Origin of the sequence: Rudaea sp. 3F27F6, from assembly GCF_005503555.1 — a bacterium.
GTDB lineage: Bacteria > Pseudomonadota > Gammaproteobacteria > Xanthomonadales > Rhodanobacteraceae > Rudaea.
In genome coordinates this window covers 858,500-884,330 of sequence record NZ_SCNG01000002.1, presented here as the reverse complement: position 1 = coordinate 884,330, position 25,831 = coordinate 858,500, and the positions used below count along the sequence as shown (strand labels likewise).

General features: G+C 64.8%; 22 protein-coding genes. 16 read left to right on the top strand and 6 right to left on the bottom strand.

Annotated features, from left to right (window positions below; all coding sequences use genetic code 11):
• Positions 1-61: 61 nt before the first annotated feature.
• The gene (locus FFS30_RS11660; RefSeq protein WP_137913299.1) at positions 62-682 is read left to right on the top strand and encodes a Pr6Pr family membrane protein; all 621 of its coding nucleotides are present in this window, start codon (positions 62-64) and stop codon (positions 680-682) included.
• Here the strand turns inward: FFS30_RS11660 and FFS30_RS11655 are convergent.
• On the bottom strand, positions 657-1,814 hold the full coding sequence (locus FFS30_RS11655; protein ID WP_137913298.1) for a cation:proton antiporter: 1,158 nt from the start codon (positions 1,812-1,814) through the stop codon (positions 657-659). The two genes, FFS30_RS11660 and FFS30_RS11655, sit on opposite strands and share 26 nt — an antisense overlap.
• 64 nt (positions 1,815-1,878) lie before the next feature.
• Between FFS30_RS11655 and FFS30_RS11650 the strand changes: the two genes are divergently transcribed.
• From FFS30_RS11650 to FFS30_RS11630, 5 genes are all read left to right on the top strand, one after another.
• Positions 1,879-3,366, top strand: coding sequence for a wax ester/triacylglycerol synthase family O-acyltransferase (locus tag FFS30_RS11650; protein WP_137913297.1), 1,488 nt, complete (start codon positions 1,879-1,881; stop codon positions 3,364-3,366).
• 20 nt (positions 3,367-3,386) lie between these two features.
• Positions 3,387-3,638: a DUF3297 family protein gene (locus FFS30_RS11645; protein ID WP_137913296.1), complete on the top strand. Its 252-nt coding sequence runs from the start codon at positions 3,387-3,389 to the stop codon at positions 3,636-3,638.
• Between the two features lie 82 nt (positions 3,639-3,720).
• Positions 3,721-6,216: an alpha/beta fold hydrolase gene (locus FFS30_RS11640; RefSeq protein ID WP_137913295.1), complete on the top strand. Its 2,496-nt coding sequence runs from the start codon at positions 3,721-3,723 to the stop codon at positions 6,214-6,216.
• A gap of 109 nt (positions 6,217-6,325) precedes the next feature.
• On the top strand, positions 6,326-6,592 hold the full coding sequence (locus FFS30_RS11635) for a DksA/TraR family C4-type zinc finger protein (protein ID WP_137913294.1): 267 nt from the start codon (positions 6,326-6,328) through the stop codon (positions 6,590-6,592).
• A gap of 135 nt (positions 6,593-6,727) precedes the next feature.
• The gene (locus FFS30_RS11630) at positions 6,728-7,369 is read left to right on the top strand and encodes a trimeric intracellular cation channel family protein (protein ID WP_212742457.1); all 642 of its coding nucleotides are present in this window, start codon (positions 6,728-6,730) and stop codon (positions 7,367-7,369) included.
• A gap of 104 nt (positions 7,370-7,473) precedes the next feature.
• On the opposite strand, the gene FFS30_RS11625 is transcribed toward FFS30_RS11630, so the two are convergent.
• Both FFS30_RS11625 and FFS30_RS11620 read right to left on the bottom strand, forming a co-directional pair.
• Positions 7,474-8,640, bottom strand: coding sequence for an acyltransferase (locus FFS30_RS11625; protein WP_137913293.1), 1,167 nt, complete (start codon positions 8,638-8,640; stop codon positions 7,474-7,476).
• A gap of 104 nt (positions 8,641-8,744) precedes the next feature.
• The gene (locus FFS30_RS11620; RefSeq protein WP_137913292.1) at positions 8,745-10,154 is read right to left on the bottom strand and encodes an MFS transporter; all 1,410 of its coding nucleotides are present in this window, start codon (positions 10,152-10,154) and stop codon (positions 8,745-8,747) included.
• Positions 10,155-10,262: 108 nt separating this feature from the next.
• Here FFS30_RS11620 and FFS30_RS11615 point away from each other — a divergent pair, with 108 nt between their 5' ends.
• The 5 genes from FFS30_RS11615 to FFS30_RS11595 all read left to right on the top strand — a co-directional run bounded on the left by FFS30_RS11615 (position 10,263) and on the right by FFS30_RS11595 (position 15,180).
• Positions 10,263-10,925 carry a PadR family transcriptional regulator gene (locus tag FFS30_RS11615; RefSeq protein WP_137913291.1) on the top strand — a complete coding sequence of 221 codons (663 nt, stop codon included), beginning with the start codon at positions 10,263-10,265 and terminating at the stop codon, positions 10,923-10,925.
• On the top strand, positions 10,925-11,611 hold the full coding sequence (locus FFS30_RS11610) for a class I SAM-dependent methyltransferase (RefSeq protein WP_137913290.1): 687 nt from the start codon (positions 10,925-10,927) through the stop codon (positions 11,609-11,611). Before FFS30_RS11615 ends, FFS30_RS11610 begins: the two co-directional genes overlap by 1 nt.
• Before the next feature lie 137 nt (positions 11,612-11,748).
• Positions 11,749-13,155: a circularly permuted type 2 ATP-grasp protein gene (locus FFS30_RS11605; protein WP_343182327.1), complete on the top strand. Its 1,407-nt coding sequence runs from the start codon at positions 11,749-11,751 to the stop codon at positions 13,153-13,155.
• A 129-nt stretch (positions 13,156-13,284) separates the two neighbouring features.
• The gene (locus FFS30_RS11600) at positions 13,285-14,247 is read left to right on the top strand and encodes an alpha-E domain-containing protein (protein WP_137913288.1); all 963 of its coding nucleotides are present in this window, start codon (positions 13,285-13,287) and stop codon (positions 14,245-14,247) included.
• A 189-nt stretch (positions 14,248-14,436) separates the two neighbouring features.
• On the top strand, positions 14,437-15,180 hold the full coding sequence (locus FFS30_RS11595) for a peptidase (protein ID WP_137913287.1): 744 nt from the start codon (positions 14,437-14,439) through the stop codon (positions 15,178-15,180).
• 23 nt (positions 15,181-15,203) lie between these two features.
• Here the strand turns inward: FFS30_RS11595 and bla are convergent, their stop codons facing one another.
• Positions 15,204-16,118, bottom strand: a complete 915-nt coding sequence (gene bla / locus FFS30_RS11590; RefSeq protein WP_137913286.1) for a subclass B3 metallo-beta-lactamase — start codon at positions 16,116-16,118, stop codon at positions 15,204-15,206.
• Between the two features lie 179 nt (positions 16,119-16,297).
• Here bla and FFS30_RS11585 point away from each other — a divergent pair, with 179 nt between their 5' ends.
• The 3 genes from FFS30_RS11585 (at position 16,298) to FFS30_RS11575 (ending at position 18,937) form a co-directional block, all read left to right on the top strand.
• The gene (locus FFS30_RS11585; protein ID WP_137913285.1) at positions 16,298-17,278 is read left to right on the top strand and encodes a PD40 domain-containing protein; all 981 of its coding nucleotides are present in this window, start codon (positions 16,298-16,300) and stop codon (positions 17,276-17,278) included.
• Between the two features lie 71 nt (positions 17,279-17,349).
• Positions 17,350-18,441, top strand: a complete 1,092-nt coding sequence (locus FFS30_RS11580) for an alpha/beta hydrolase (protein WP_137913284.1) — start codon at positions 17,350-17,352, stop codon at positions 18,439-18,441.
• Positions 18,442-18,526: 85 nt separating this feature from the next.
• A complete protein-coding gene (locus tag FFS30_RS11575; protein ID WP_137913564.1) occupies positions 18,527-18,937 on the top strand; it encodes an RNA-binding S4 domain-containing protein in 411 nt (136 codons plus the stop codon).
• 124 nt (positions 18,938-19,061) lie between these two features.
• Here FFS30_RS11575 and gspN read toward each other — a convergent pair whose 3' ends face one another.
• On the bottom strand, positions 19,062-20,429 hold the full coding sequence (gene gspN, locus FFS30_RS11570) for a type II secretion system protein N (RefSeq protein WP_137913283.1): 1,368 nt from the start codon (positions 20,427-20,429) through the stop codon (positions 19,062-19,064).
• Between the two features lie 178 nt (positions 20,430-20,607).
• Entirely contained in the window at positions 20,608-23,226 is a 2,619-nt protein-coding gene (mutS, locus tag FFS30_RS11565) for a DNA mismatch repair protein MutS (protein WP_137913282.1), read from the bottom strand.
• Positions 23,227-23,472: 246 nt separating this feature from the next.
• Between mutS and FFS30_RS11560 the strand changes: the two genes are divergently transcribed.
• Together FFS30_RS11560 and FFS30_RS11555 are read left to right on the top strand one after the other, a co-directional pair.
• Positions 23,473-25,389, top strand: coding sequence for an integrase family protein (locus FFS30_RS11560; protein ID WP_137913281.1), 1,917 nt, complete (start codon positions 23,473-23,475; stop codon positions 25,387-25,389).
• Entirely contained in the window at positions 25,334-25,825 is a 492-nt protein-coding gene (locus FFS30_RS11555; protein ID WP_137913280.1) for a hypothetical protein, read from the top strand. The genes FFS30_RS11560 and FFS30_RS11555 overlap by 56 nt, the downstream gene beginning before the upstream one ends.
• Positions 25,826-25,831 lie beyond the last annotated feature (6 nt).

Sequence of the window (25,831 nt, the reverse complement as noted above, 5' to 3'; positions counted from 1 at the left end):
GCCGTTGCCGCGCGCATGATGCGCGCCGCGCACGCAGTCCGACGAAGGTGGAAATCGCCGCATGAAAATCGCCTACGCCCGTTTCGCTGCGGCGACGATCTGGCTGACCTTGTTGTATCAATTCGGGCTGTGGTTCGTGATCGGGCCTTCGCGCGGGTTCGGCCGGATCGAGATCACCTGGATCTTCTTCGCGTTTTTTACCAACCTGACCAATCTGCTCGCCGCGTTCGCACTGACTGCCGCGGCGCGCCGATCCACAGGATTTTTTTCACGCCCTGGGATCGTCACCGGTATTGCGGCGAGCGCGGTTCTCGTCGGTCTGGCTTGGAACGTGCTGCTCCGCGACTTCGACAATCCACAGGGGCTGCGCCTCGTCGGCGAACTCTTGTTGCATGACGTATGTCCGCCGCTGTTCCTGGCCTGGTGGTGGCTCGCGGCGTCGCGGCAGCCCCTGCGCTACGCCGAGATCGCGCACTGGGCGCTGTATCCGATCGGATACTTTTTCTACGCACTCGTGCGCGGCGCCGCGGACGGTTTCTATCCGTACCCGTTCTTCAACGTGCGCGAACTCGGCTACGCACAGGTATTCGTCAACGGTGCGGGAATCCTCGTCGGCTTTATCGCGATCGCGGCGGCACTGGTGTGGATCGCCAATCTCAGGTCGCGCCGCGTTCCCGCTTGAACAGCAGGGCGAGCAGCGGCGGGGTGACGATCGAGGTGATCAGGGACATCGCCACGATCAGTGCATAGGTGCGCGGCGAGAACACGCCCGCAGCGAGGCCAAGGCTGGCGATGACCACGCCGACTTCGCCGCGCGGCATCATGCCGATGCCGACGATCAGCGCACCGCGCTTGCCGAGCGCGAGCGCACCGAGGCCGCCGCCGATCAGTTTGGAGACGAGCGCGATTGCGGTGATCACGGCGAGGGTCAGCAGCGCGTCGGCGGAAGCGAGTTGCTGCAGTTCGATCTTCGCGCCGGTGAGCACGAAGAAGAACGGCGTCATCAGCATCAGCAGCGGCTGCGTATCGTGTTCGAGTTTTTTGTGCTGCGGCGTTTCCGAGGCGACCATGCCGGCGAGGAAGGCGCCGATGATCGCAGCGAGGCCGAACTGAGTCGACAGGAAGGCGAGGCCGAGGCAGAGCGCGAGCGCGGCGGGCAGCAGGTCGATCTTGCGCGCATCGAGCTTCGGCCCGGAGCGGCGCGCGAGCCGCGTGCCGAGCAGGCCGATGACGACGACGAAGCCGATCGCTTCGAGCAACACGATTGCGAGCTTGCCGAACTGCACGTTCTCGCCGGCCTGCAGCGCGGTGACGATGCCGAGCAGGAGCATCGCGAGGATGTCGTCGATGACCGCGGCGCCGAGGATCACGCGGCTTTCTTCGCGCTGCAGCACGCCGAGTTCCTGCAGCACGCGCGCCGTGATGCCGGCCGAGGTGGCGACGAAGGCCGCGGCGATGAACAGCGATTTTGCCCAGTCGAAGCCCGAACCGTGCGCCCAGATCGAGCCGAACAGGAACGGCACGATCACGCCGAGCAAACCGACGAAGAAGGCGCTGCGGCCGACGCGTTTCATCTCGTCGATGCGCGTTTCCAGACCGACAGCGAACAGCAGCAGAACCACGCCGATCTCGGAGAGCACTTCGAGCGGCTCGGACGGCGCGATCCAGCCGAGTACCGATGGGCCGATCACGCAGCCGGCGACGATTTCGCCGACCACGCCCGGCAGCTTGATCGCGCGCGCCAGCCAGCCGGCGACGCGCGCGGCGACAAAGATCACGAACAGGCTGAGGAGGATGTCGGTGCCGTGCTGCATTGCGGTTGCCTTTTCCCTGGTGACGCTGGATGCTACCTGCAGGATAACCGATGGGGAATCAGAAATGCCGGCAGCGTTACGCAACGCGCGCGAGGCGATGTCCAAGGTCGACACCGCCTGGTTGCGCATGGAAAGCCCGACCAATCTGATGATGATCACCGGCGTGCTGATGTTCAAAGAGCGCCTCGACCTCGCCCGGCTCAAGCAACTCTTCGAAGATCGCTTCCTCGCCTATCGCCGCTTCCGCCAGAAGGCGGTCGATTCGGTCCGCTCGGCGCAATGGGAGACCGACGCCGATTTCGACATGGACTGGCACGTGCGCGTCGCCGCGCTGCCCGGCAACGCCGACAAGGTCGAGCTCGAAAGATTCGTCAGCGAGCTCGCCTCGACGCCGCTCAACCACGCCAAGCCGTTGTGGCAGTTTCATCTGGTCGACAACTACGCGCCGAACGGCGAGCGCGGCCGCAGCGTGCTGGTCGCGCGCATCCATCATTGCTATGCGGACGGCATGGCGCTCGTCCAGGTGCTGCTGTCGCTGACCGATGCGAGCCCTTCGGAGAAGCAGCACAAGGAGCTGGCGAAGGTCTGGCTCAAGCGCGACCAGGGCGGCGTGTTGAAGCGCCTGCTCGAACCGGCCAGCGCGGGCCTGTCGAAGGCGCTCGCGCTTGGCGAAATGGCGCTCGACAAAAGCAGCGAGCTGGTGGCGAATCCCGAACTCGCCGCCGCGCTCGCCAAGGACGGCGGCGAAATCGCGCGCGAACTCGCGGTCGCGCTGACCTTGCCCGACGATCCGCCGACCGCGTTCAAAGGCCCGCTCGGCCAGGCCAAGCGCGTGGCCTGGGCGGAACCGCTGCCGCTCGAAGAAGTGAAGACCATCGGCAAGGAGCTTGGCTGCACGGTCAACGATGTGCTGCTCGCCTGCGCCGCGGGTGCGCTGCGCGGACATCTGCGCGAGATCGGCGATCCGGTGGACGGGCTGACGATACGCGCCACCGTGCCGGTCAATCTGCGTCCGCTCGAACACGCGAAGAAACTCGGCAATCATTTCGGTCTGGTCTTTCTCGACCTGCCGATCGGCGAGGCCAATCCGCTGCGCCGGCTCGAACGAGTCGCGGCGAACATGCGCGAGCTGAAGAAGTCGAAGCAGGCCGCGCTGACTTTCGGCCTGCTTTCCGCGGTCGGCATGGCGCCGGCGGCGATCCAGCGCGTCGCCCTCGAACTGTTCTCGCGCAAGGCGTCGACGGTCGCGACCAACGTGCCCGGTCCGCAGATGCCGCTCTATCTGGCCGGCTGCGAAGTCGACGAACTGATGTTCTGGGTGCCGCAGTCGGGCTCGATTGGCATGGGCTTGTCGATTCTTTCCTACAACGGCAATGTTTATTTCGGCCTGATCGTCGACGGCAAGCGCGTGCGTGATCCGGAGCCGATCGTGCAGCGTTTCGCGCGCGAATTCGACAAGCTCGTGCTGATCACGCTGATGGAAGACTGGGAGCGCGAGATCGCCGCGGCGGATGCGGAGGCGACGCTGGCCCACTACAATTCGCGCTCCTGATTCCGAACTCGATTCCGCATATGAGCGACACGCCTCCCGATCATCTTTCCAACGATCCGCGCAGCAAGTTCTACGATGAGGCCGTGCTCTCGCGCGGCATCGGCATCCGCTTCAACGGCGAGGAAAAGACCACGGTCGAAGAATATTGCGTCAGCGAAGGCTGGGTGCGCATGGCCGTGCCGCGCGCGCTCGACCGTCGCGGACGGCCGATGACCTTGAGGTTCAAGGGCGAGGTGGTGGCGTACTTCCTCGATCAGGCCGCATCCGAATAACCGCATCGAGCGGGCGCCGGGGTAGTGCCTGCAGCCGGGCCGGGACGGCTGCGAGGGGCGGGAGCTGTTTGGGGGGAACGTCGTGGGGATCGTCGGAAGATTCGTCTGTTTCGTCGCGTGCGTCCTGCTGTTGGGAGTGCAGGAGTGTCACGCGTTTCTGCGCGAAATCGCGCCGGGCCAAGAGGTCAAGCTCGGTGCGGACGAAGGCTTGCTACTCGTATCGGTCGATACTCTGGCGGAGATCTACTATGTCCGCATCCAGAAAGAAGGAAATATTTTTTCGTCGGCCAAGCTGCAGGACCTGAAGCAGGGCGTCACCACCAAGCTTTATGCGGCGCCGGCCGGCAAGTATCGCTGGGATCGCGTCGGCCTGCTCGCGAACTACTACTACGAACTGTCCGACGAGGTCGAATTCAAATTCGAGATACGCCCCGGCGTGGTCAACTATCCGGGCGATCTGCTGTTCCGCCGCAGCGGCGGTACGCGCAGCCGCATGCGCACGATGGACCGGGCCTTGCAGGCGATGGACTGGCTCGAAACACAGTTTCCGTCGCTGAATTCGATGAAGTTCGTCTACATCGGCCACTATGCCGATCCGTTCGTCGAGCATTACCGCAAACTGCGTGCGGCGCATCCCGAGAAGAAACTCGCCGATCTCGACAAGCTCAGCGAACTGCCGTCGCCGCTGACGCCGTCGCTGCCGATCGAGGAACTGTGGCAAACCGGCAGGATTGCCTCGGTGTCGGTCAATCCGGCGGGCGATCTGCTCGCGGAGTCCGTCTACGAAAAGGAAAAATGGGGAATCGATCTGATCGACCTGCGCGCGTCCGAAGTCAGGCGTTTGGTCAATCCGCCGTTTCGCGTCGAAAGCATGCAATGGTTCGGGAATCGCACGCTCGTGGCGAGCCTCGGTGAACCGGGCGACAAGAATTTCATTGCCGCATTCCATGTCGACAATGCCGTCGGCAAGCCCTTGAATGCCAGGAACGTCAATTTGCCCTATACCGGCAGGGTGGTCGGCGGTTCGTCCCCGGATCCGCGGCGCATTCTGATCGCCAGCGCGAGTCCGGGCGGCAAACCGATGGTGCATCCGGTCGACATGACCAGCGATGCGTCGGTCAAGAATTCCGACCGCAGTTTCGACACGCGTCTGAACAAAGGGCTGAACGACGATTACTTGTGGTACGCCGATGGTGCAGGCAGCGTGCGCGCGGCCTTGGCGATGGTCGGCAAACAGATAAGCTTGTTTTACGGGCAGAGCGGCAGCTATCAGGAGTTGATCCGCTTCAAGGAAGACGACGAGCCGTATTTCGTGCCTTTTCAGGTGTCGCCGAACGGCGGTCTGATCTACGGCTTCAGCGACTACGGGCGCAATCAGCGCGACCTCGTCGTTTTCGATCCATCGACCAAGACCATTGCACAGACGCTTTTCTCCAAGGAAGGCACCGACATACAGGATGTGATTTTCAATCGCGCCGGGGCACCGATAGGCGCGAGGTACTACGACTCGGGCAATCTTGTCAGCAGCTATTTCGACGAGGCCGACCGCCGTCTCAATGCGCTGATAGAAAAAGCCTTCCCGGACAAGACGGCCGTGGTCATGTCGCGCGACGACGAGGGCAAGGTCGCGATTCTCGGCGTCGACGGCAGCGATTTTCCGTTTACCGTCTATCGGCTCGATACCGAAACGCGCCGCGCGTCGCTGATCGACGAAGCCACGCCCTCACTATCGAAAAAGAAGTGGACGCCGAGCGTCGTCGTGCGCGCCCGGGGCGCGGACGGGCAATCGATCGAGGCCTACCTGACCTTGCCTTCCGCCGCCGGCAAGCGCCCTTTGATCGTGCTTGCCCACGGTGGTCCGATAGGCATCCGCGATCAGCGCCACTTTGACCCGGAAGTGCAGTTTCTCGCCGGCCTGGGCTACGCGGTTCTGCAGGTGAATTTTCGTGGTTCGGAAGGATACGGACGCGCCTATCGCGAAGCGGCGAAAGGCGGCTACGGCACCTTGATCGAGGACGACATCGACAGCGCCGTCGATGCCGCCCTGGCGGCATATCCGCTCGATGCGGGCCGCATGTGCGCGATGGGCACGAGCTACGGCGGCTATTCCGCATTGATGTCCGCGGTGCGCCATCCGGACCGCTTCCGTTGCGTCGTCTCGATTTCCGGCATCAGCGACCGGATACTCTCGTTCACCGCCAGCGACGGCGCGTTCAACGCGGTCCGGCGCAAAGCGCTGGAGAAATACATCGGCAATCCGAACGACGGCTCCGACGCGCTCTTGCGCACCTCGCCGATCTATCGCCTCGACGAACTCAAGGCTCCCGTGCTCATCGTCCACGGCACGGAAGACGAGCGCGTGGACTATGAAAATGCGCGTCGCCTGGTGCGCATGCTGAATCTCGCCGGGCGGCCGCCGTCGTTGATCCGCCTGCAGGGGGAAGGCCACGGCATCCGCGACATGAAGAACAGGGCGCAGACCTATCCCTTGATTGCCGCATTTTTGAGCAGGCATTTGAGCACTGCGGCGCCGCCGGCCGGCGAGGAAAAGCGATCTTCGCCGGAGCCGGCGCCTTGACCGACGGCGCGGCGGCCTGACCCGGCGTGCGTCGCTGCGGGTTGAGCTTTGCCCCGACCGTCGCCATCATGCATGTAGGCGGAGTTTCGCCGAGCGAGCGGAGACGACGATGGCCACGGGCTGGGCCGGCGATGGCGCCGTGCAGGATCAAATCGATGCGACGATCGCGGACGCGGTCAAGCGTGCGCGCAGCCGCGCGGCGCGCGGGCCGAGCCTGAAACGCTGCGAGGAATGCGATGCCGAAATTCCCGAGGCTCGGCGCAAGGCCGTGCCGGGCGTGCGTTTGTGCGTGGCCTGCCAGTCCGCACGCGACGAGGACGAGGCGGCGTTCAGCGGCTACAACCGGCGCGGCAGCAAGGACAGCCAGTTGCGTTGATACGCATTGCGCGCCCGGTGTCGGCCGCGCTTGCGGATACGGGGCCACGACTTCCCGTCGCGCGGTGCCGTGAACGATCCGGCGTTTCGGATTAAGCTGCGCGCACTGTCGCAGCAGTAGTTTCGGGGAATTTTCTTGAACGCAACGACGACGCGCTCGCGCTGGAGCAGCGCCCGCATCCTCTACGCACTCGATCTCGCCGGTGTCGCCGTGTTCGCCGTTTCCGGGGCGCTCGCGGCAGGGCGCGCGGGCCTCGACTGGTTCGGCGTGATCGTGCTCGCGACCCTGCCGGCGATCGGCGGCGGCACCTTGCGCGACCTGTTGCTCGGGCGCCAGCCGATCTTCTGGGTCGCGGACTCGACCTATCCTTGGGTGATCTGCGCGACGGCCGTCGCCACCATCGTCTACACGAGTTTCCTGCCCGTGCCGGCGCATGCCTTGCTGATCGCCGATGCGCTCGGGCTCGCGCTGTTCGCGATCACCGGGGCGCAGCTTGCCGAACGCACGGGGCATGCGCCGATCATCGTCGTCATGATGGGCACGATGACCGGTGTTGCCGGCGGCGTGCTGCGCGACGTGCTCAGCGGCAGCGTGCCGATGATCCTCAAGAAAGACATCTATGCCACGGCGGCGATCGCCGGGATCGTGCTCTACCTCGTCGCCCAGCGCCTCGGTGTGGAGCGACGCTGGGCGATGGCGCTCGGTCTCGTCACGGTCGCCGCGCTACGCCTGGTTTCCGTGGTCTACGATTGGCAGTTGCCGACGTTCAAACTTTGATCGCGATGGTGCGGTCGCCGATCCGGGCGCGGAGTAATGTCAAAGACAGCGCTGCTCGCGGCGTCATGCTCGGGACGACCTAGCCCTTCCGGCAGGCTCGAGGCTTAGCCTGCCTGCCCGTGGATCGCCGGCTCGCTCGCCGCATCGGGCGCCGCCGCGCCGAATTGCAGGCGTCGCGCGAGCCGCTTGCCGAGCCTGTCGCTGGGCACTTCGATCGCCACATGCAGCAGCCAGGCCAGGGCCAGGGCCGCGGCCGTCGTTACGGCGAGACTGGCCCACGTGGCCACGCCGGCATCGAGCAGCAGGCGTAGGGCGACATATCCCGCGACTCCGTGAATCGCATACAGCGGGTAGCTGATGTCGGCGAAAAAATTGCCGAGACGCGTGGCTCTGAAGCAGCGCGGAAAACTGGCGGCGAATCCGAACAGCAAGGTCGCGAGGACATAACTCCAGAGCAAGGTGGCTTCACCCGAGAAGACGCCCGTCATGAGCAGCCACGCGAACATTGCGAACAGGGATGTTCCGATGAAAAGCGCCAGTTCCGCACGCAGAGATCGCGTGTGCAGGAAGTGAAACAGCGTGCCGATGAACATGAAGACGAGATAAGGAATGGCGTGGGTCAGGCCGAGCCCGAATCGATAGGCGGCGGGAGCCGATGCCTGCCAGAACTGAAGTTGGCCGGCCACGTACAGTCCGATCACGGCGAGAACCGCGGGTACGACGAACACCAGAGGCGATTTGCGCCGGAACCAGACAATGGCCGCAGCGCAGACGAGGTAGAACTTCATCTCGATCTCGAGCGTCCAGATCACGCCATCGATGTTCGTCGACCAGAGCAGGTCGCGGATGCCCGGGATGTAGTGGACGAGCACTTCCTTGAAGCCGAACGGCCATTCGACGCCGAAGTATCTGCCGACGATCCACAACGCAGCGAGGCTGATCGAAAAACCCGCCGCATACAGCGGAACGATACGAAAGAATCTCCCGATCAGAAACGCCGGGCAAGACGCGTTCCGCAAGGAAAACGGGATGACGAAACCGCTCACGAGAAAAAACACGCCGACGCCGAACGGACCCCAGTCGAGATGGGACGACGGATGCAGCCAGGCCAGATACCCCGGCATCGTTACCTGCGCGGCAGGAATATGCAGCAGCGCTGCGACGGCTTCAGGGCGCTTCCAGAACACTCCGGCGTAATGCGAGATGAGGACGCAGACGGCAGCAATGCCGCGCAACGTGTTGGCGTATTCGACTCTTTCCACTCCCCCCATGTCGCTCTGTCCCTGGCCGCTCGCATACGGAAAAAACGAAATGATATACGCCGACGTCTGCGTCGCTTCAGATTTTCATTCCGTGCGGCACACTCAACGGATGATCACGCCGCCGCCGAACGCGGCACGCGGTAGAACACCGCTGACGACAGCATCGTGACGATGCCGAGCACGGTCACGGTCGCGCGGAACGCGCCGATGTAGTGCTCGCCGCGCGCGGCGTCCGCCGGCAGGAACCAGGCCATCAGCAGCGAGCCGAAGGCGACGCCGAAGCTGATCGACAGGTTCTGCGCCGTGCTCGACATCGACGAGCCCATGCTCGCCTGCGCCGGGACGAGGTCGACGAAGCCGAGCGTGTTGACCGCGGTGTACTGGATCGACATCACCGCGCCGAACACGAATACCTGAGTGCAGATGCGCCAGATCGGCGTGTCGGCCGAGAACGTCGCGAACGACAGGATCATCAACCCGGCGAGCGCGGTGTTGACGATCAGCACGCGACGGTAACCGAGGTGGCGGATGATCGAGGCGACGAAGAACCGCGTCGACAGCATCGCCAGCGCCTGTGGCGTCTGCAGCAAGCCCGCCATCACCGGCGAGTAGCCGAAGCCGACCTGGAACAGCAGGGTCAACAGAAAGTAGACGCCGCCGACGCCGAGCCGCGTGGTGAAGCTGCCGTTGACGCCGATGCGGAAGCTCGGCACGCGCAGCAGGTTCAGGTCGACGATCGGATACGCAATGCGCAGGCTGCGCATCGCATAGACGACGAGCAGCACGATCGCGGGCACGCCGATCAGGGCGGTCTGCAGATAGTTCGCCTCGATCACCTGTTCCAGCGCCCAGGACACGCCGCCGACGCCGAGGCCGAACAGCACGAAGCCGGCGAGATCGAGCGGCACCGGCGTGGCCGCGCGGTAGTCGGGCATGTGCCGCAGGGTCATCCACAAGCCGATCAGACCGAACGGCAGGTTGACGAAGAAGATCATGCGCCACGACAGGTAGGTCGAGAACAGGCCCCCGAGCAGCGGGCCGATCGCCGGGCCGATCAAGCCCGGTATCGTTGCGAATGCCATCGCGCCTACGAATTCGGCTTTGGGAAAGCTGCGCAGGATCGCCAGGCGCCCGACCGGCATCATCATCGCGCCGCCGAAACCCTGGACGACGCGTGCGATGACGAGCATCGGCAGATTCTGCGCAAGGCCGCAGGCGAGCGAGCTCGCGGTGAAGATCGCGATCGCCGCCCAGAACACCCGGCGCGTGCCGTAGCGGTCGGCCATCCACGAGCTCAGCGGAATGAACACGGCGAGGCTCAGGGTGTAGCTGATCAGGGCAGTCTTGATCGACAGCGGCGACACGCGCAGGGCGTCGGCGATGCTCGGCGCCGCCGTATTGACGATCGTCGAGTCGAGCATCTGCATGAAGAACGAGAACGCGATTAGCCAGAGCAGGGTGCGCTTGGCGCGCGCGTCGAGGGCAGGGGATTCGACGGCGGCGGGCGGGCTCGGTTGATCCATGTCGCCTATTCTCGCACGAGACGGCGCCGAAGGGGGTTTTGTCATAGGGTTGTTGACATCTTGGAAATATATCTTACGATATAGCTGTCGATAATACGGAGAATCTCAATGCACCACTATTTCCATCATCGTTTCCACGACAAACTGCATCGCTTCGCTGAAGACTTCGGTGAGGCCCTATGTATCGGCCGCGGCCGCCACGGCCGCGGTTTCGGCCATTTCGGCGCCGGTTTCTTCGGCGGTCCGGGCTTTGGCGGCGGCGGCTTCCGCACCGGGCGCAAGCTCGCTTCGGGCGAGCTGCAACTGGTTCTGCTCGCCCTGCTTGCCGATCGTCCGAGCCACGGCTACGAGCTGATCAAGGCGCTCGAAGAGCGCTCGGGCGGCTTCTACGTGCCGAGTCCCGGCATGGTCTATCCGGCGCTGACCTGGCTCGAAGAGGTCGGCTACGCCAGCGTCACCGCCGACGGCGCGAAGAAGCTGTATGCGATCACCGACGAAGGCCGCAAGTATCTCGACGATCACCGCGAAGCGGCCGACGCGATGCTCGAGCAACTCGAACTGATCGGCCGCAGAATGGGCCGCGTGCGCGAGGCCTTTTCCGGCCCCGACGACGACGAGGATCAGCGCGGCGGCATCTGGCGCGACGCCTGGCTCGCACGCCGCGAACTCAAGTCCGCGCTGCGCGACAAGCGCCACGCTGGTCCCAAAGAGGCCAAGCGCATCGCCGAGATCCTGCGCCGCGCGGCGGCCGAAATCCGCGGAGACGAATAATGGCCATCCTCAATCTCGCCGGCGGCGTCGATACGCCGCCTCCGGCACCGAGCGCGCTGCAGGATGCGCGCATCGAAGCGGTAATCGCGCGCATGAAGGCCGCTTATCGGCGTCCGTCGAACGGCGGGCCGAACCACAGCAGCGACCGCGATCCGCATGCCTATGCGGAATACGGCTTTTCGATCCATCCCGACCAGGGTGAATTGATTTATCTGCTGTGCCGCTCGCTGCGCGCCAAGCGCGTGGTCGAGTTCGCCACGTCGATCGGCCTGTCGACGCTGTATTTCGCTGCGGCGATGCGCGACAACGGCGGCGGCAAGGTGATCGGTTCGGAGATCGTGCCGGAGAAGATCGCCGTGGCCCGGCACAATCTGGTCGAGGCCGGCTTGTCCGACTACGTCGAGATCCGCGAAGGCGACGCGCGCGAAACCCTGCGCGATCTCGGCGGCGATGTCGATTTCGCCCTGATTGACGGCTGGCCGCTCGGTGAAGGACCGTCGCTCGCGCTGCAGGTGATGCGCCTGATCGCGCCGCAGATGCAGGGTGGGGCGATCGCGCTCAACGACAATGCCGAGCCGGACTATCTCGCCTGGATCCGCGATCCGGCCAACGGCTTCCGTTCGATGAGCCTGCCGATGAAAGGCGGCACCGAACTGTCGGTACGCACGCAAGTCGATCCGGCCTGAGCGCCGGACGCATTTGCCGCTTGACGCGCGGCGAATAGTTTGCTGCAGTGCGGTACGTGCTCCGTGTCTCGTTTTACGGGCGAGGCTGATGGGGTCCATGCACCGCAGGGAGACGCATGCCGGTCAGCTACGACGAGATGTTCGACAACATCGGGCCCGAAGCGAACGGTGCGGCGCGGCCGCACTACGGGAATTTCGATCACTGGCTCAAAGCCATGCCTTCGGGCCGGCTGGAACAGAAGCGGCGCGAGGCCGAAGTGCTGTTCCACCGCGTCGGCATCACCTTCGCTGTCTACGGCGAGAAGGAAGGCGCCGAACGGCTGATTCCGTTCGACATCGTGCCGCGCATCATCCCGCGCGACGAATGGAAGATGCTCGACGCGGGCCTGCGCCAACGTGTCAAAGCGCTCAATCTGTTTCTCCACGATGTCTACCACGACCAGGAAATCCTCGCCGCGGGCAAGGTGCCGAGCGATCTGATCCTGCATAACGCCGAGTACAAGCCGGTCATGCGCGGCATGGACGTGCCGGGCGGCATCTATTCGCATATCTCCGGCGTCGACATCGTGCGCGCGGGGCGCGGCGAGTACTACGTGCTCGAAGACAATCTGCGCGTGCCGTCGGGCGTGTCCTACATGATCGAGAACCGACGCATGATGATGCGTCTGTTCCCGGAATTGTTCGCGATGCATTCGGTCGCCCCGGTCGAGCACTATCCCGACCGCCTGCTCGATGTGCTGCGCTCGGTGGCACCCGATGCCGTGGACGAGCCGACCGTCGCCGTGCTGACCCCGGGCTTCCACAACTCGGCCTACTTCGAGCACGCCTTCCTCGCTCAGCAGATGGGCGTCGAACTGGTCGAAGGCCAGGACCTGTTCGTGCGCGACGACACCGTGTACATGCGCACGACCCAGGGGCCGCAGCGCGTGCACGTGATCTATCGGCGCATCAACGACGATTATCTCGATCCGACCGTGTTCAAGCCGGACTCGATGCTCGGCGTGCCGGGCATCTTCGCCGCCTACCGCGCGGGCCGCGTCACTCTCGCCAACGCGATCGGCGCGGGCATCGCCGACGACAAGTCGGTCTATCCCTACGTTCCCGACATGATCCGCTTCTATCTCGGCGAAGAACCGATTTTATACAATGTGCAAACGTATAAATTGCGCGACCGCGAAGATCTGAGCTATGCGCTCGACCATCTGCCCGAACTTGTGGTCAAAGAAGTCCACGGCGCTGGCGGCTACGGCATGCTGGTCGGCCCGGCGGCGAGCAAGGCGCAGATCGCCGCGTTCCGCGAACGCATCCTCGCCGAGCCGTCGAAGTACATCGCCCAGCCGACCCTGGCGCTGTCCTCGTGCCCGACCTACGTCGCCAGCGGCCTCGCGCCGCGGCACGTCGATTTCCGCCCGTACGTGCTCAGCGGCAAGGAGATCCATATCGTGCCGGGCGGATTGACGCGCGTCGCGCTCGCCGAAGGCTCGCTCGTGGTCAATTCGTCGCAAGGCGGCGGCACCAAAGACACGTGGGTGTTGGAAGAATGACACGCAGCGGCGTTTGTTTATGCCGTCGTTCCGGCGCAAGCCGGAATCCAGTGTCTTCCCTTACTGCCGCTCGCATCGAACCGGGATCAAAATGGATTCCGGCGTGCGCCGGAATGACGGAGTAGGCGAATGCTTTGTCGTACCGCGAACGACTTGTACTGGACCGCCCGCCACATCGAGCGCGCCGAGAACACCGCGCGCCTGGTCGACGTGAGTCAGCGCATCGCGCTGCTGCCCGAGCGTCTCGATCCTGCGCGCCACGAAGCCGGCGCCTGGCGCCGCGCGCTCGACGCGCTCGGCACCGTGCAGGCGTATTCGCGCCTGAACGGGCCGGTCGTCGCGCACAAAGTGCTGCGCTATCTGTGCCTCGATCCGGCGAATCCGTCCTCGATTTATTCCTGTATCCGCGCCGCGCGCGAGTCGGCGCGTGCGCAGCGCGGCGCGGTGACGCTGGAGATGTACGAGGATCTCAACACGTCGTGGATCGAGATGCGCCAGATCGGCCAGCAGCGCTTCGAGGACGAAGGCCTGCCGCGCTTCATCGAATGGGTGAAGACACGTTCGGCGTCGTTCCGCGGCGTCACGATCGGCACGCTCGGCCGCGACGATCCGTATCATTTTCTGCGCCTCGGCACCTTTCTCGAACGCGCCGACTGGTGCGTGCGCCTGATGGACGTGAAGTACTCGCAGGCCGAGAGCGAGGCGGGCGATGCGCGTTCGGCGCTCGGCTATTACCAGTGGAGCGCACTGCTCAACGCGCTGTCGGCGATGGAAATGTACCGCCGTCGCTATCGCGAGACGATCCTGCCCGAGCGTGTCGCCGAGCTGATGATTCTGAATCCGGATTCACCGCGTTCGCTCGCAACCTGCACGGTGACGGTGCATCGCACTCTCGCCGCGCTCGCCGGGCCCGGCAACCACGAGGTCGTGCGCCAGGCCGGCGCACTGATGGCGGAGACGCGCTACGGCCGCATCGACGATCTGTTCGCGGCCGGCATGGAAGGCTGGCTGCGGCGCGTGATGACGCGGCTGTTCGAGCTCGCCCGGCAAATCGACCGGCACTTCCTGCTGACCCCGGAGGCAGTGAAGTAGTCCTTGCTTCCCCTCTCTCGTGGGGGTGCGGTGCCCAAAGGGCGGATAGGGGGAAAACGTTGCAAATTCTCAAGCTCCTCGAATAGTTGAGATACCTGTCCTTCATCCGGCGCCGCGCACCACCTTCTCCCGATGGGCGAAGGAAAGATAAAATCCGCTCCAAACAAAATCTTCGTCACCCGATTGCCAATGACCTACTGTGTTGCGATGAAGCTCGGTGCCGGTATGGTGTTTGCGTCCGATACGCGCACCAATGCCGGCGTCGACAATATTTCCCGCGTCGACAAGCTGCATGTGTTTTCCCGCCAGGGCGACCGCGTGATCGTCGCGCTGTCCGCGGGCAACCTTTCGATCTCGCAGGGAGCGATCAACCAGATCGAGCGCGTGGCGCTGGAATCGCCGGACAAGCCGAACATTTATTCGGTGCGCTCGCTCTACGATGTCGCCGAGCTGTTCGGCAATGCCTTGCGCGACACGCGCCAGCGCGAAGGCGAATATCTGCGTGCGCAGAACATCGACGCGTCGGCGAGCTTCATCGTTGGTGGCCAGGTCGCCGGCGAGCGGTTGCGTCTGTTCCTGGTCTATTCCGAAGGCAATTTCATCGAGTCGTCCGACGAAGCGCCGTTCTTCCAGAACGGCGAGACCAAGTACGGCAAGCCGGTGATCGACCGCGTGATTTCGCCTGATCTCGCGCTCAACGACGCGATCAAGCTGACCCTCGTCTCGTTCGATTCGACCATGCGCTCGAATATTTCGGTCGGCCTGCCGATCGACTTGCTCGTCTATCCGCTCGACAGCTTCGATGCGAGCCGGCAGCATCGCATCGAGGAGAACGATCCGTATTTCCGCGAGCTCGGCCGGCTTTGGAACGACGGCCTCAAGCAAGCTTTCGCCGGCATTCCCGAGCCGCAGAGACTCGCCGTCGTTGCCTGACGGCGTGTCGCCGCGGCCCGCGGCTATTTCGCCTTCGCCGCGTTTTCCTTGGCAATGCGCTCGTCGAGCATCTTGTCGTACTTCGCCGCGAAGCGGCGGCACGCGCCCGCGTCGATCATCGGGTTCGGCTCGCGTTTTTTGGCGAGCTTCGCCAGGCGCTCGTCGGTGCCGGACGCGTCGGGATGCGTCGAGATCAGAATGTCGCAGGGCAGGTTGGCGACGGTCTGGATGCTTTTGCGGAACAAGGCGGTGAGATCGCCGTGCGTCGCGTCGGCCTGGAAACGGAAGCCGTCGGAGGCGAACGCCGAGATGCTGTCCGAGTAGACGATGTTGAGGCATTTCGCGCCTTCGCACGACGTCCAGGTCCAGGTCGTGCTGCCCGGCGTGTGCCCCGGCGTGAAATGCGCGGTGACCGCGGCTTTGCCGAGGCGCACGACCTCGCCGTCGGCGATTTCGCGCACGCGCGCGACGGCGGGGAAACTCGCCATCTCGGTATCTGACGCCTGCGGATCGTCGGCGACCACGTGGCCGTCGCGCAGCGCCTTGGCGCCGGACGGACTCGCGATCGCCACCGCGCCGCTGTCGCGCACGATCGCGGCGATGCCGCCGGCATGATCGGAGTGCGCGTGCGAGTTGAGCACGTACTTGATGTCCTTGAGCTTGAAGCCGAGTTTGGCGATGTTCGCCTCGATCTGCGGCGCCCACTGCGGCAGCGTTCCGTCGATCAGGATCAGGCCTTCGTCGGTGCGGATCAACACCGAACTCAGGCCGGCCGAACCGACGTAGTAGGTGTCGCCGTAAATGTGTTGCGGTTCGTGCGGGGTAGTCCACAGTTTGTCGGCCGGCACGGGGCGGGTCAGCGGATCGTCGGCAGCGAACGCGGCGTCGGTGCAGACGGTCGACAGCAGGGCGATCAGGGGCAGAGGCAAACGTTTCATCGTCGGGTTTCTTGAGTGGCGGTCCGGGAGCGTTTTTTTATCGCGTTGTTGCGGCGGCTAACAGACCCAATTGTGGCGGCTTCCGGGCGGCGTGCGCAGCAGGGGCCTAACTTTCGGCACATGTCGAAATCGCTCGCCGGCCGCACAGTCCGCTCGCGATCGAATCTAGGGAGAAGACGATGGTTTTGTGCGCGACCGCGCGCTTTTGCGGCCTTGCGATCGGTTTGGTGTGTGCGCTTGGCGCACGGGCGGGAGAGTTGTTCGCTCCGGGCGCGGTTTCGACTGGATTCCAGGAAACGACCGCGACGTTCACGCCCGACGGCAAGACCGTCTACTTCATGCGCTCGGATCTCAACGAGTCCGACGACACGATTCTTGAATCGCGCAGTACGGCGCAAGGCTGGAGCGCGCCGAAGGTCGCCGCGTTCTCGGGCATGTGGCACGACTCCGAACCGGCGCTGACGCCCGACGGCAAGCGCCTGTACTTCGTTTCCAACCGGCCGTCGAAGCCCGGCGATCCGCCGCTGACCGTGGAAATGCAAGGCCAGCATTTCCCGGGCAAGAACCTGTGGTACGTCGAGCGCCAGAACAACGGCGCCTGGAGCCGGCCGGTGCATGTCGACGGCGAGATCAACCGCGGCAACCAGATCTACAATCCGTCGCTCGCGGCGAACGGCGATCTGTATTTTTCCGCGCACCGCGACGATTCCGGCGATGCCTATCAAATCTACGTGGCGCGTCCGAACGGCGACGGCTACGCGAATCCCGAGCGGCTCGACCTCGGCGAGATCAAGCGCAATCGCATGGACCCGGCGGTCGATCCGCGCGAGCGTTTTCTCGTCTACGCCGGCAACGAAGGCGACTCGCTTGGCCGCGCGGACATCTATATCGCGTTCCGCGACCCGGACGGCAAGTGGGGCAAGCCCGAGCACCTCGGCGGCGACGTCAACAGCAAGTACCTGGAAAACGCGCCGACGCTCGGCCGCGGTTTCGGCGAGCTGTACGTGGCGAGCAATCGCGTCGCCGAAGTGAAGTTTCCGAAGCTGCTCGACGACACCGCGTCGTTGACCCGCCGGCTCGAAGGCCCGCTGAACGGTTCGCGCAATATCTGGCGCTTCGATATCTCGGACGTGCTGCACGCACACGGCATCGCCGACTGAGCGTCGGTCTCCTGGCTCGCGTCGGAGAAGCCGGCGCGAGCGAGTTTCGCGCCCGTCCGCGCGGAGCGATAATGCACAAGATGCGAGCTCGAAACGCGATCGGCGTCGGCCTGGGCAAGCGCATGCGCTGCAGCGCTCGGCGGCGCGCGCGGATGCTCGGTGGCGTGATGCTGGTTTTCAACGTGTGCTGCTTCGCCGCCGCACCGGTCGGTATGCAGAACGCGGTCGTCTTCAACGACTATTCGCCGCTCGCGAGCAATGCCGAACTGATCGACCGGCTGTTCCGCCCGCTGCTCGCGCTGCGCCTGCGCGAGAAGCTGACCGAGGCCGGCCAGGGCGCCGCGCAGGCGCAGAGTGTCGATCTCGGCCGCGAGCAGTTCGCCCTGTACGTGCCGAAAGAGCCGCCGGCGTCGGGCAGCTACGGCTTGCTCGTCTGGATTGCGCCGATGGACGAAGCGGCGATTCCGCCGGCTTGGCTGCCGGTGCTCGACCGCCTCGGCATGATCTGCGTGACCGCTGCCCAATCGGGCAATGTCGCGAACGTGTTCTCGCGGCGCATTCCGCTCGCTCTGCTCGGCTACGCCAATGTCGCCAAGGCTTATCCGCTCGATCCCGCGCGCACCTACGTCGGCGGTTTGTCGGGCGGCTCGCGCGTCGCGCTGCGCGTGGCGCTGGCGTTTCCCGACGTGTTCCGCGGCGCGGTGTTGAACGCGGGCAGCGACTCGTTCGGCAGCGCGGCCTTACCGCCGCCGGCGCCGGAATTGTTCCGTCAGTTCGAGGAAGGCACGCGTCTCGTCTACGTCACCGGCAGTCGAGACGACGAACGCCTTGCCGCGGATGCGCACAGCCGCGATTCGGCGCGCAAGCTGTGCATCACCCACCTGCAGACGCAGGAGATGCGCGGCCGCGGCCACGAGTTGCTCGATGCCGCCGCGCTCGAACATGCGCTGAGCACACTGGCCGCGCCGCGCAAGACCGATGCGGTCGAACTGGCCGCATGCCGCGATCGGCGCGCGCACGAAATCGATGCGCAGTTGCGCGAAGTCGAAGCGCTGGTCGCTTCCGGCAAAAAACAGGAAGCGCAGGAGCGGCTGCAGGCGCTCGACGAGCGCTACGGCGGTCTTGCCGTTCCGCGCAGCGTCGAGCTCGAACGCAAACTGTGAGAACTTTTTGCGAGACCTGCGACGCGCTAGTCTATGCACATGCGGCCCATGTGGATGGCCGAATGCTGAACGGTAATCGATGTCGATGACGAATCAGGCGAACGAATCGCCGCAGACGGTGCGGCTCGATCAATGGCTGTGGGCGGCGCGTTTCTTCAAGACGCGTGCGCTGGCGAAGAAGGCGATCGAAGGCGGCAAGGTGGAGCTGAATCAGGGCGCAGGCAAGCCGGCGAAAGCCGTGCATATCGGCGACCGCCTCGATATCGTGCGCGGAGAAGAGCGCTTCGAAATTGAAGTTGTCGGGGTACACGGTCAGCGCGGCCCGGCTGCGGCGGCGCAGGCGCTGTACCGGGAGAGTGAGGCGAGCCGCGCGGCTCGCGCCGAAGCGGCCGAACGCCGCCGCCTCGAACGCACCGGCTACGCGAAGCCGCCGACCAAGCCCGACAAGCGCGCGCGCAGATTGATCATCGCGCTCGGCGATATCGACGCGATGTAGCACGCGGGCTTATCGGCCCGGCGCAATTAAGGGTTCGATTGATCAAGCCCGCGGCTTTGCGGCGCGATAGAGAACCGGCAGGGACAGGCCGAATCCTCTTAGCGCGCCGCGCAAACGCCGCGCGCTATTTGAACTCGCCCTTGGCCTGGACGATCGTCGATCCGTCCGGCTGCGGCGTGCCGACCTTGCGCAGCGCGGCGGCAATCGCCGCGTCGCCGCGTGCTGTGAGCTGCGCGGCGGCGTCGTACGCGGTCTTCGTCGCCTTGAACGTGCCGTTGATCTGCAGCGGGCCGCCGAGATCGTTGAGCACGCCGATGATGCTGCCGTCGGGGTCGGTGCCGAGATTCAGTTCGAGATCGCCGAGCGTCGCCTGGCGCGCGCCGGCCACGGCGACGCCGTGCCAGACCAGCTTGCCGGCGACCGTGCTCGGCCACAGGCCGTCGCGCAGGGCGAGGCGGGCGAAGTTGCCGTCGACGTCGCCGCTGACTTCGATGCCGGGCAGGTGGATCAGCGGCGTCAGCAGCGATGCGGGAAACTTGAGCGTCGCGTCGTTCAGTTCGAGCGCGCGGTCGGCGCCGAGCTTCCATTTCGCCGCGAGCTGGGCGCTGCCGCCGGCGTTCTTGAGCGTGCCGGCGACGCCGCCGTCGGCAGCCGTGTCGAACGTGGCTTCGACGTTGCCGAGCAACTCATGCGAGACGCTCGCCGTCGCCGCGTCGTTCCAGTGCAGATTGCCGCGCGCTTCGGCCGGCGCGGAGCCGCTGCGCAACAGGATGTGGGCGAGCTGGCCATCGATCTCGCCGGTGAGTTTCGCGTTCGGCATGCGCAGCAGCGTCGCCGCGAGCGGTGCCGGCAGCTTGTAGGAAAGATCGTTGAGTTCGAGGTCGCGCGAGGGTTTGAGCTTGATCGCGCCGTTGAATTGCGCCGCGCCGCCGGTGTTCTTGAGCGTGCCGGCGATATTGCCGTCGGCGGCCGTGTCGAACGCGGCATCGATGGCGCCGAGATCGGTCTCGGCGAGCTTGGCCTTGTCCCAGCGCAACTTGCCTTCGCGCAATTGAGTCGGCCAGCCGTCGAGCAGGGTCAGGCTGCTCGCCGTGCCCTGAATGTCGCCTTCAGCCTTGCCTTCGAAGTGCAGCATGCCGGCGGCGGCGCTTGCCGGCAGGCTGAAGCTCAGATTGTCGAAGGTGTTGCCGGCAGGCGAACGCGTCAGCGTGCCCTGCGCCTTGAGCGCATCGCCCGCGATGCTGAAGTCGGCGACGCGGCGGCCTTCGAGCAGCGGCTTGAAGTGCAACTGCCAGTCGAGCTGGCCGAGCGGACGGTCGTGCACGGCGATGCTCGCGGCATGGCCGTTCCAGATCGTGCCGCTGAGGTCCGAGAGGACGACCGTCTTCGACGGCTTCATCAGATAGCGGTAGCCGATGCTGGCCGGGCAGAAATAGATCGCCGCGGCGGCGGCCACGATCAGCAGCAGGATGACGACGAGAAAACGGCGCATGGGCGGGCTTCCATTGGAATGTGCGAATTCTAATCTGTTGCGGATGCGCTCTCATCCAGTCATTCGAGCCAAAGCGGGAATCCGATTCTTTCTCAATGCTCTTCGGCGAAGAGCAGGATCAGAAGCGGGATTCGCGCTTTCGCGGCAACGACGGACATGCAGGTGCGGTGTGTTGCGCCTACATCAAACCTTTGAGGCGGTAGAGCAGATCGAGCGCCGCGCGCGGCGTCAACGCATCCGCGTCGACCTCGCGCAGCGCGTCTTCGACCGCGCTCGGCTTGGCAAGTTCGAACAGGCCCATTTGCGGCGACGGTTCTTTTTCCACCGCGTTCGATGCGGATGCGCGTTGCGCGCCCTGGATCTGGCCGAAACGCTCCAGCGCGGCCAGATGCTTGCGCGCATCGGCGATCACCGCCTTGGGTACGCCGGCGAGCGCGGCGACGTGCAGGCCGAAACTGCGGCTGGCCGGGCCTTCCTTGACCGCGTGCATGAACACGAGCTGGTCGTCGTACTCGACCGCGTCGAGATGCACGTTGGCGATGCCGGAATACGCCGCCGCGAGTTCGGTCAGTTCGAAGTAGTGCGTCGCGAACAGGGTGAAAGCGCGATTCTTGGTCGCGAGCTGCACGGCGCAGGCCTGGGCCAGGGCAAGGCCGTCGTAGGTCGAGGTGCCGCGGCCGACTTCGTCCATCAGCACAAGGCTGTGCTCGGTCGCGTTGTGCAGGATGTTCGCCGTCTCGCTCATCTCGACCATGAAGGTCGATTGCCCGCGCGACAGATCGTCGCCTGCGCCGATGCGCGTGAAGATGCGGTCGATCGGCCCGATCTCGGCCGAGTCCGCGGGCACGAAGCTGCCGATATGCGCGAGCAGCACGATCAACGCGTTCTGGCGCATGTAGGTCGACTTACCGCCCATGTTCGGACCGGTGATGATGAGCATGCGCCGGCCGCCGCGTTCGGGCTCGCCGTCGAAGACGAGATCGTTCGGCTCGAACGGATCGCTGCGTACCTGCTCGACGACCGGATGGCGGCCGCGCACGATCTTGACCGCGGCCGCATCGACGAGGCGCGGCGCACGCCAGTTCAAAGCGTCGGCGCGGTCGGCGAGTGCGGCGAGCACGTCGAGTTCGGCGATCGCCGACGCGGCTTGTTTGAGCGCAGCGAGGCGTTCGATCAGGACATCGAGCAGGGCTTCGTACAGCGCGCGCTCGCGCATCAGCGCACGTTCGCGCGCCGACAACACCTTGTCCTCGAACGATTTCAGTTCTTCGGTGATGTAGCGCTCGGCGCCCTTGAGCGTCTGCCGCCGCGTGTAGTGGGTCGGCGCCTTGTCGGCTTGGCCTTTGCTGATCTCGATGTAGTAGCCGTGCACGCTGTTGTAGCCGACCTTGAGCGTCGGAATGCCGGTCGCGGCTTTCTCGCGTTCTTCGAGATCGATCAGAAATTGATTGGCGTTGGTCGACAGCGTGCGCAACTCGTCGAGTTCGGCGTCGTAGCCCTCGCGGATCACGCCGCCGTCGCGCAGCAGCGCGGGCGGCTGTTCGAGCACGGCGCGGGCAAGATGTTCGGCGGTTTCGGTGTGCTCGCCGATGCGTTCCAGCAGCGATTCGATCAGCGGCGAACCGAATTGAACAGAGTCCGCGGCCGCTTCTCGATCTTCACCGCCGGCAATGCGCGCAGAAGTGACCGCGGCGCGCAGGGCCGGCAGCGACAGCAGGCCGTCGCGCAGTGTCGACAGATCGCGCGGCCGCGCCGAGCGCAGCGCGACGCGCGCGAGGATGCGTTCGAGGTCACCGACGCCGCGCAGTACTTCGCGCAGGCTGTCGAAGCGGCGCTGCTCGATCAGGTTCTCGATCGCCTGATAACGGCGGCGCAGGGTTTCGCGGTCGCGTAGCGGCCGATGCAGCCAGCGGCGCAGCGTGCGCGCGCCCATCGGTGTGATCGTCGCATCGAGCACGCCGAGCAGGGTGTGTTCGTGGCGGCCGCTCGGGTGCGTATCGAGTTCGAGATTGCGCCGTGTCGCCGCGTCGAGCGCGATCGTCTCGTTCGGATTTTCGGCGGCGAGTCCGGACAGATGCGGCAGCGCCGATTTCTGCGTCTCGCTGACGTAGCCGAGCAGGGCGCCGGCTGCGGCGATCGCGAGCGGCATATTGTCGATGCCGAATCCGGACAGGTCGCGCGTATTGAAAAATTTGGTGATCTGGCGCTGTGCCGTCTCCGTGTCGAAATGCCACGGCGCGCGCTTGCGCAGACCGGGCAGGGACGAGACGAAGTTCGGCCAGGCGACGTCTTCGCTGACCAGGGTTTCCGCGGGTGCGAGGCGTGCGAGTTCGGAGGCGAGCTGTTCCGCGTTCGCCGCTTCGCTGAGCAGGAAACGGCCGCCGGCGAGATCGACCCAGGCGAGGCCATAGCTCGTCTTGCCCGCGGCGATCGCAACGAGAAGATTGTCGCGGCGCTCTTCGAGCAGGGCCTCGTCGGTCACCGTGCCCGGCGTGACCACGCGCACGACTTTGCGCTCGACCAGACCTTTCGCCGCCGCCGGATCGCCGATCTGCTCGCAGATCGCGACCGACTCGCCGAGCTTGATCAGCTTGGCGAGATAGCCTTCGACCGCGTGGAACGGCACGCCGGCCATCGGGATCGGCGCACCGGCCGACGCGCCGCGCTGGGTCAGGGTGATGTCGAGCAGGCGCGCGGCCTTGCGCGCGTCGTCGTAGAACAGCTCGTAGAAATCGCCCATGCGGAAGAGCACGAGCGTGTCCGGATACTCCGCCTTGGCGCTGAAATACTGGCGCATCAACGGCGTATGTTCTTGGTGCCGGGGCTCGATGGGTGGGGTTGGCGGCAAATCAGTCACTTAGCTCGATCTCGATCGCGTATCGGAAGGTTCAGCATTCCCGAATTCTTCAAAAAAGGCCCCTCGGTGTGTCCATTTTGTGTCATGGGAGAACAAAATGACCTAATATCCATGTGTCCATGAAAAACGCGAATTTCGCGGTTTCCCTGTGGACACACTTGGGCACAACCGTGGGGTCTCTTCATCATGGCAAAGGGCACGGGCGAGAAGTATCACCTGACCACTCGCGAACTGCGAGAGTTGAACGTCGACACGAGGCCGGCTCTGAACCGCAAAGGCGGAACAGTGATGGTGGAGAACCCTGGAGGGAAACCCTACCGGTTCGTGCTGGACGGGACAGGACTGACTGTCTACGTGGGCCCGAAGGGCGGCTTCTATGAGCTCCGGACGCGCATCGGGAAAAAGGCTGTTCGCATATCGCTGGGCGAGGTGAATTTGCTGACCGTCAAGGACGCGCAGCTGCTCGCGCAAGAGCACAAGATTCACATACGTCAGACGGGCGAGGATCCCCGCGAGCGCACCCGCCTTGTGGCGGCAACTCGCCTGGCGAAGTCGGCAACCGTGGGCGACGCGATGCGCGGTTACATTGAGCACCTCACCAGCCTCAAGGGCCGCGGCAAGGTGAAGTCCGCCGGCGTCGATGGCGCAAGGGATTCGCTGGCACGCCTGGAGCGGCCCGAGGTCGGGTTGGCTTCCCAGGAGATCGCTCAGCTGACAGACAAGGAAGTGACGGACGGCTGGAATCGCCTTAGGCACTCGGCCATGTTGCGATCGAACCGTCTGCCGGAAGCAGCGCGAACCAAGCTCAAGCGTCACGGTCCCTGGTGGGAGTTGGAACGCGGCGAGCTCGTGACGAAACTAGGATTGACCGGAAAAACCGTGGAGCTGGCCTACGCGGCCGGCCTGGCCGCCGCCGAGCACACCATGAGCGATGCTCGGCGCGGGGTCGAGCGCGTGCTGGCTGCGGAGCGGAAGAACGCCACGCGCGAGAACAGGACACCGGTGCTGTTCCACAACCCGTTCGACGTCCTCATCGAGACAAAGCTCTTCCGCTCGACGCGGGACCTGCGCAAGCACTACGAGGCGGCGAGGGTTCGGAACCCGCTGGGCGTCGACGACACCCAGACTGGGCAGAAGTCGCTTCCCAACGTGCTCAAGTCGTTGCTGGCACGTCGCGACATGAAAAGCGGCGCGAACTCCACCGCCATCGACTACTGTTTACTCATGCTGCTCTGGGGCACGCGCCGAAACGAGGGCGCACGCCTTCGATGGTATGACAGCTGCTCGAAGGACGAGCTCGACCTGCAACTGGCCTCGTGGGCCTGGCTGGCCCCCCGTCCGGATGTCAGGAACCCGACCACCGGACTGCGCGGGTCGCAGGTCTTCCTCCACGACACCAAGAGCGGCGAGTTCCAGCTGCTACCGGTGGCCTATTTTGCCGAAAAGGTGCTGCGGTGGCGGGCGGCCGCCCGCAAGGAAGTTGAGCAGCTCCTGGAACGCCAGGTAGAGCGGGGGAAGAAGCAGGCGGCGAAAGTGCGCGAGCAGACCATCGACTACATCAAACGAGCCAAGGCCGTTGCGTTGCACGAGCGCGCCCAGTGGCGATTGGATAACGCGCGGCGGTGGGTGTTTCCGGCGCGCAACCCCAAGGCCAAGGACGGGTATTACTCGGACAGCAAGTCCTTGCTCACCACGGTGCGTGAGGACGCGGGGTTGCTCAACCTCGCCAAGGAAATCGACATCGGCCTGACGCCGCACGACTTCCGGCGCACGATGGGACGCTTTGCCGCAAAACTCCTGCCCGGCAACGTCGTCAGCCAGCTCCTCCATCATCACAAGCCCGACGACGGCAGCGGAATGGCCAAGGTGTCCGAGCGATACTCCGAGCAAGAATGGCCAGAGCTGCGCGAGGCCATGGAAAAGGTCGACGAGGCGATCGTTCGCACCAGCCCCCGCGCTTGGAATATCCTGAAGGGGTCTGACCGCCAACTGCTCGATGAGCGGGACGATCCAGAATTAAAGGTGCCCCTTTATCGTGCCAGGCCCAGTGGAAGCAAGAAGACGACCAGAAAGCGCCGCGGAGACCATCGCGCGGCGGCGTGAGGAAGCCAAGGACCGTCTGCTCGATGACATCCAGACGCTGCGCAGGTCTGCGGCGATGCTGCGCCATCGCCACACGGCAACTGTGCTGGAGAAGCTGATTCTCAGCGGCAAGCGCTTCGTCTTCGACACCGCGGCCCAGCTGTTTGCGCCGCAACCGTGGGCCATCGACGACGCCGGCGCACTGCTGGGACATTTGCTGACCATCGACGATGAGGTGTTCGACCAGGTCGCCGAAGAGTGTTCGGTGGAGATCCTGACATTGCCCGAGGCCTTCGACCGAGCGTGGGCCGACTTGGAACAACGATCGGCCTGGGTGGCGACCTACACGGAAGCGCTGCGCGGATTGGCCGACAGGGAGGAACAGCGCGACCGCGCCGTTCGTCTTGAGCACGACCTGCGGCAATCCGTGCCGGAGCCTGGCAAGCAGCAGACTTGAGAGCCC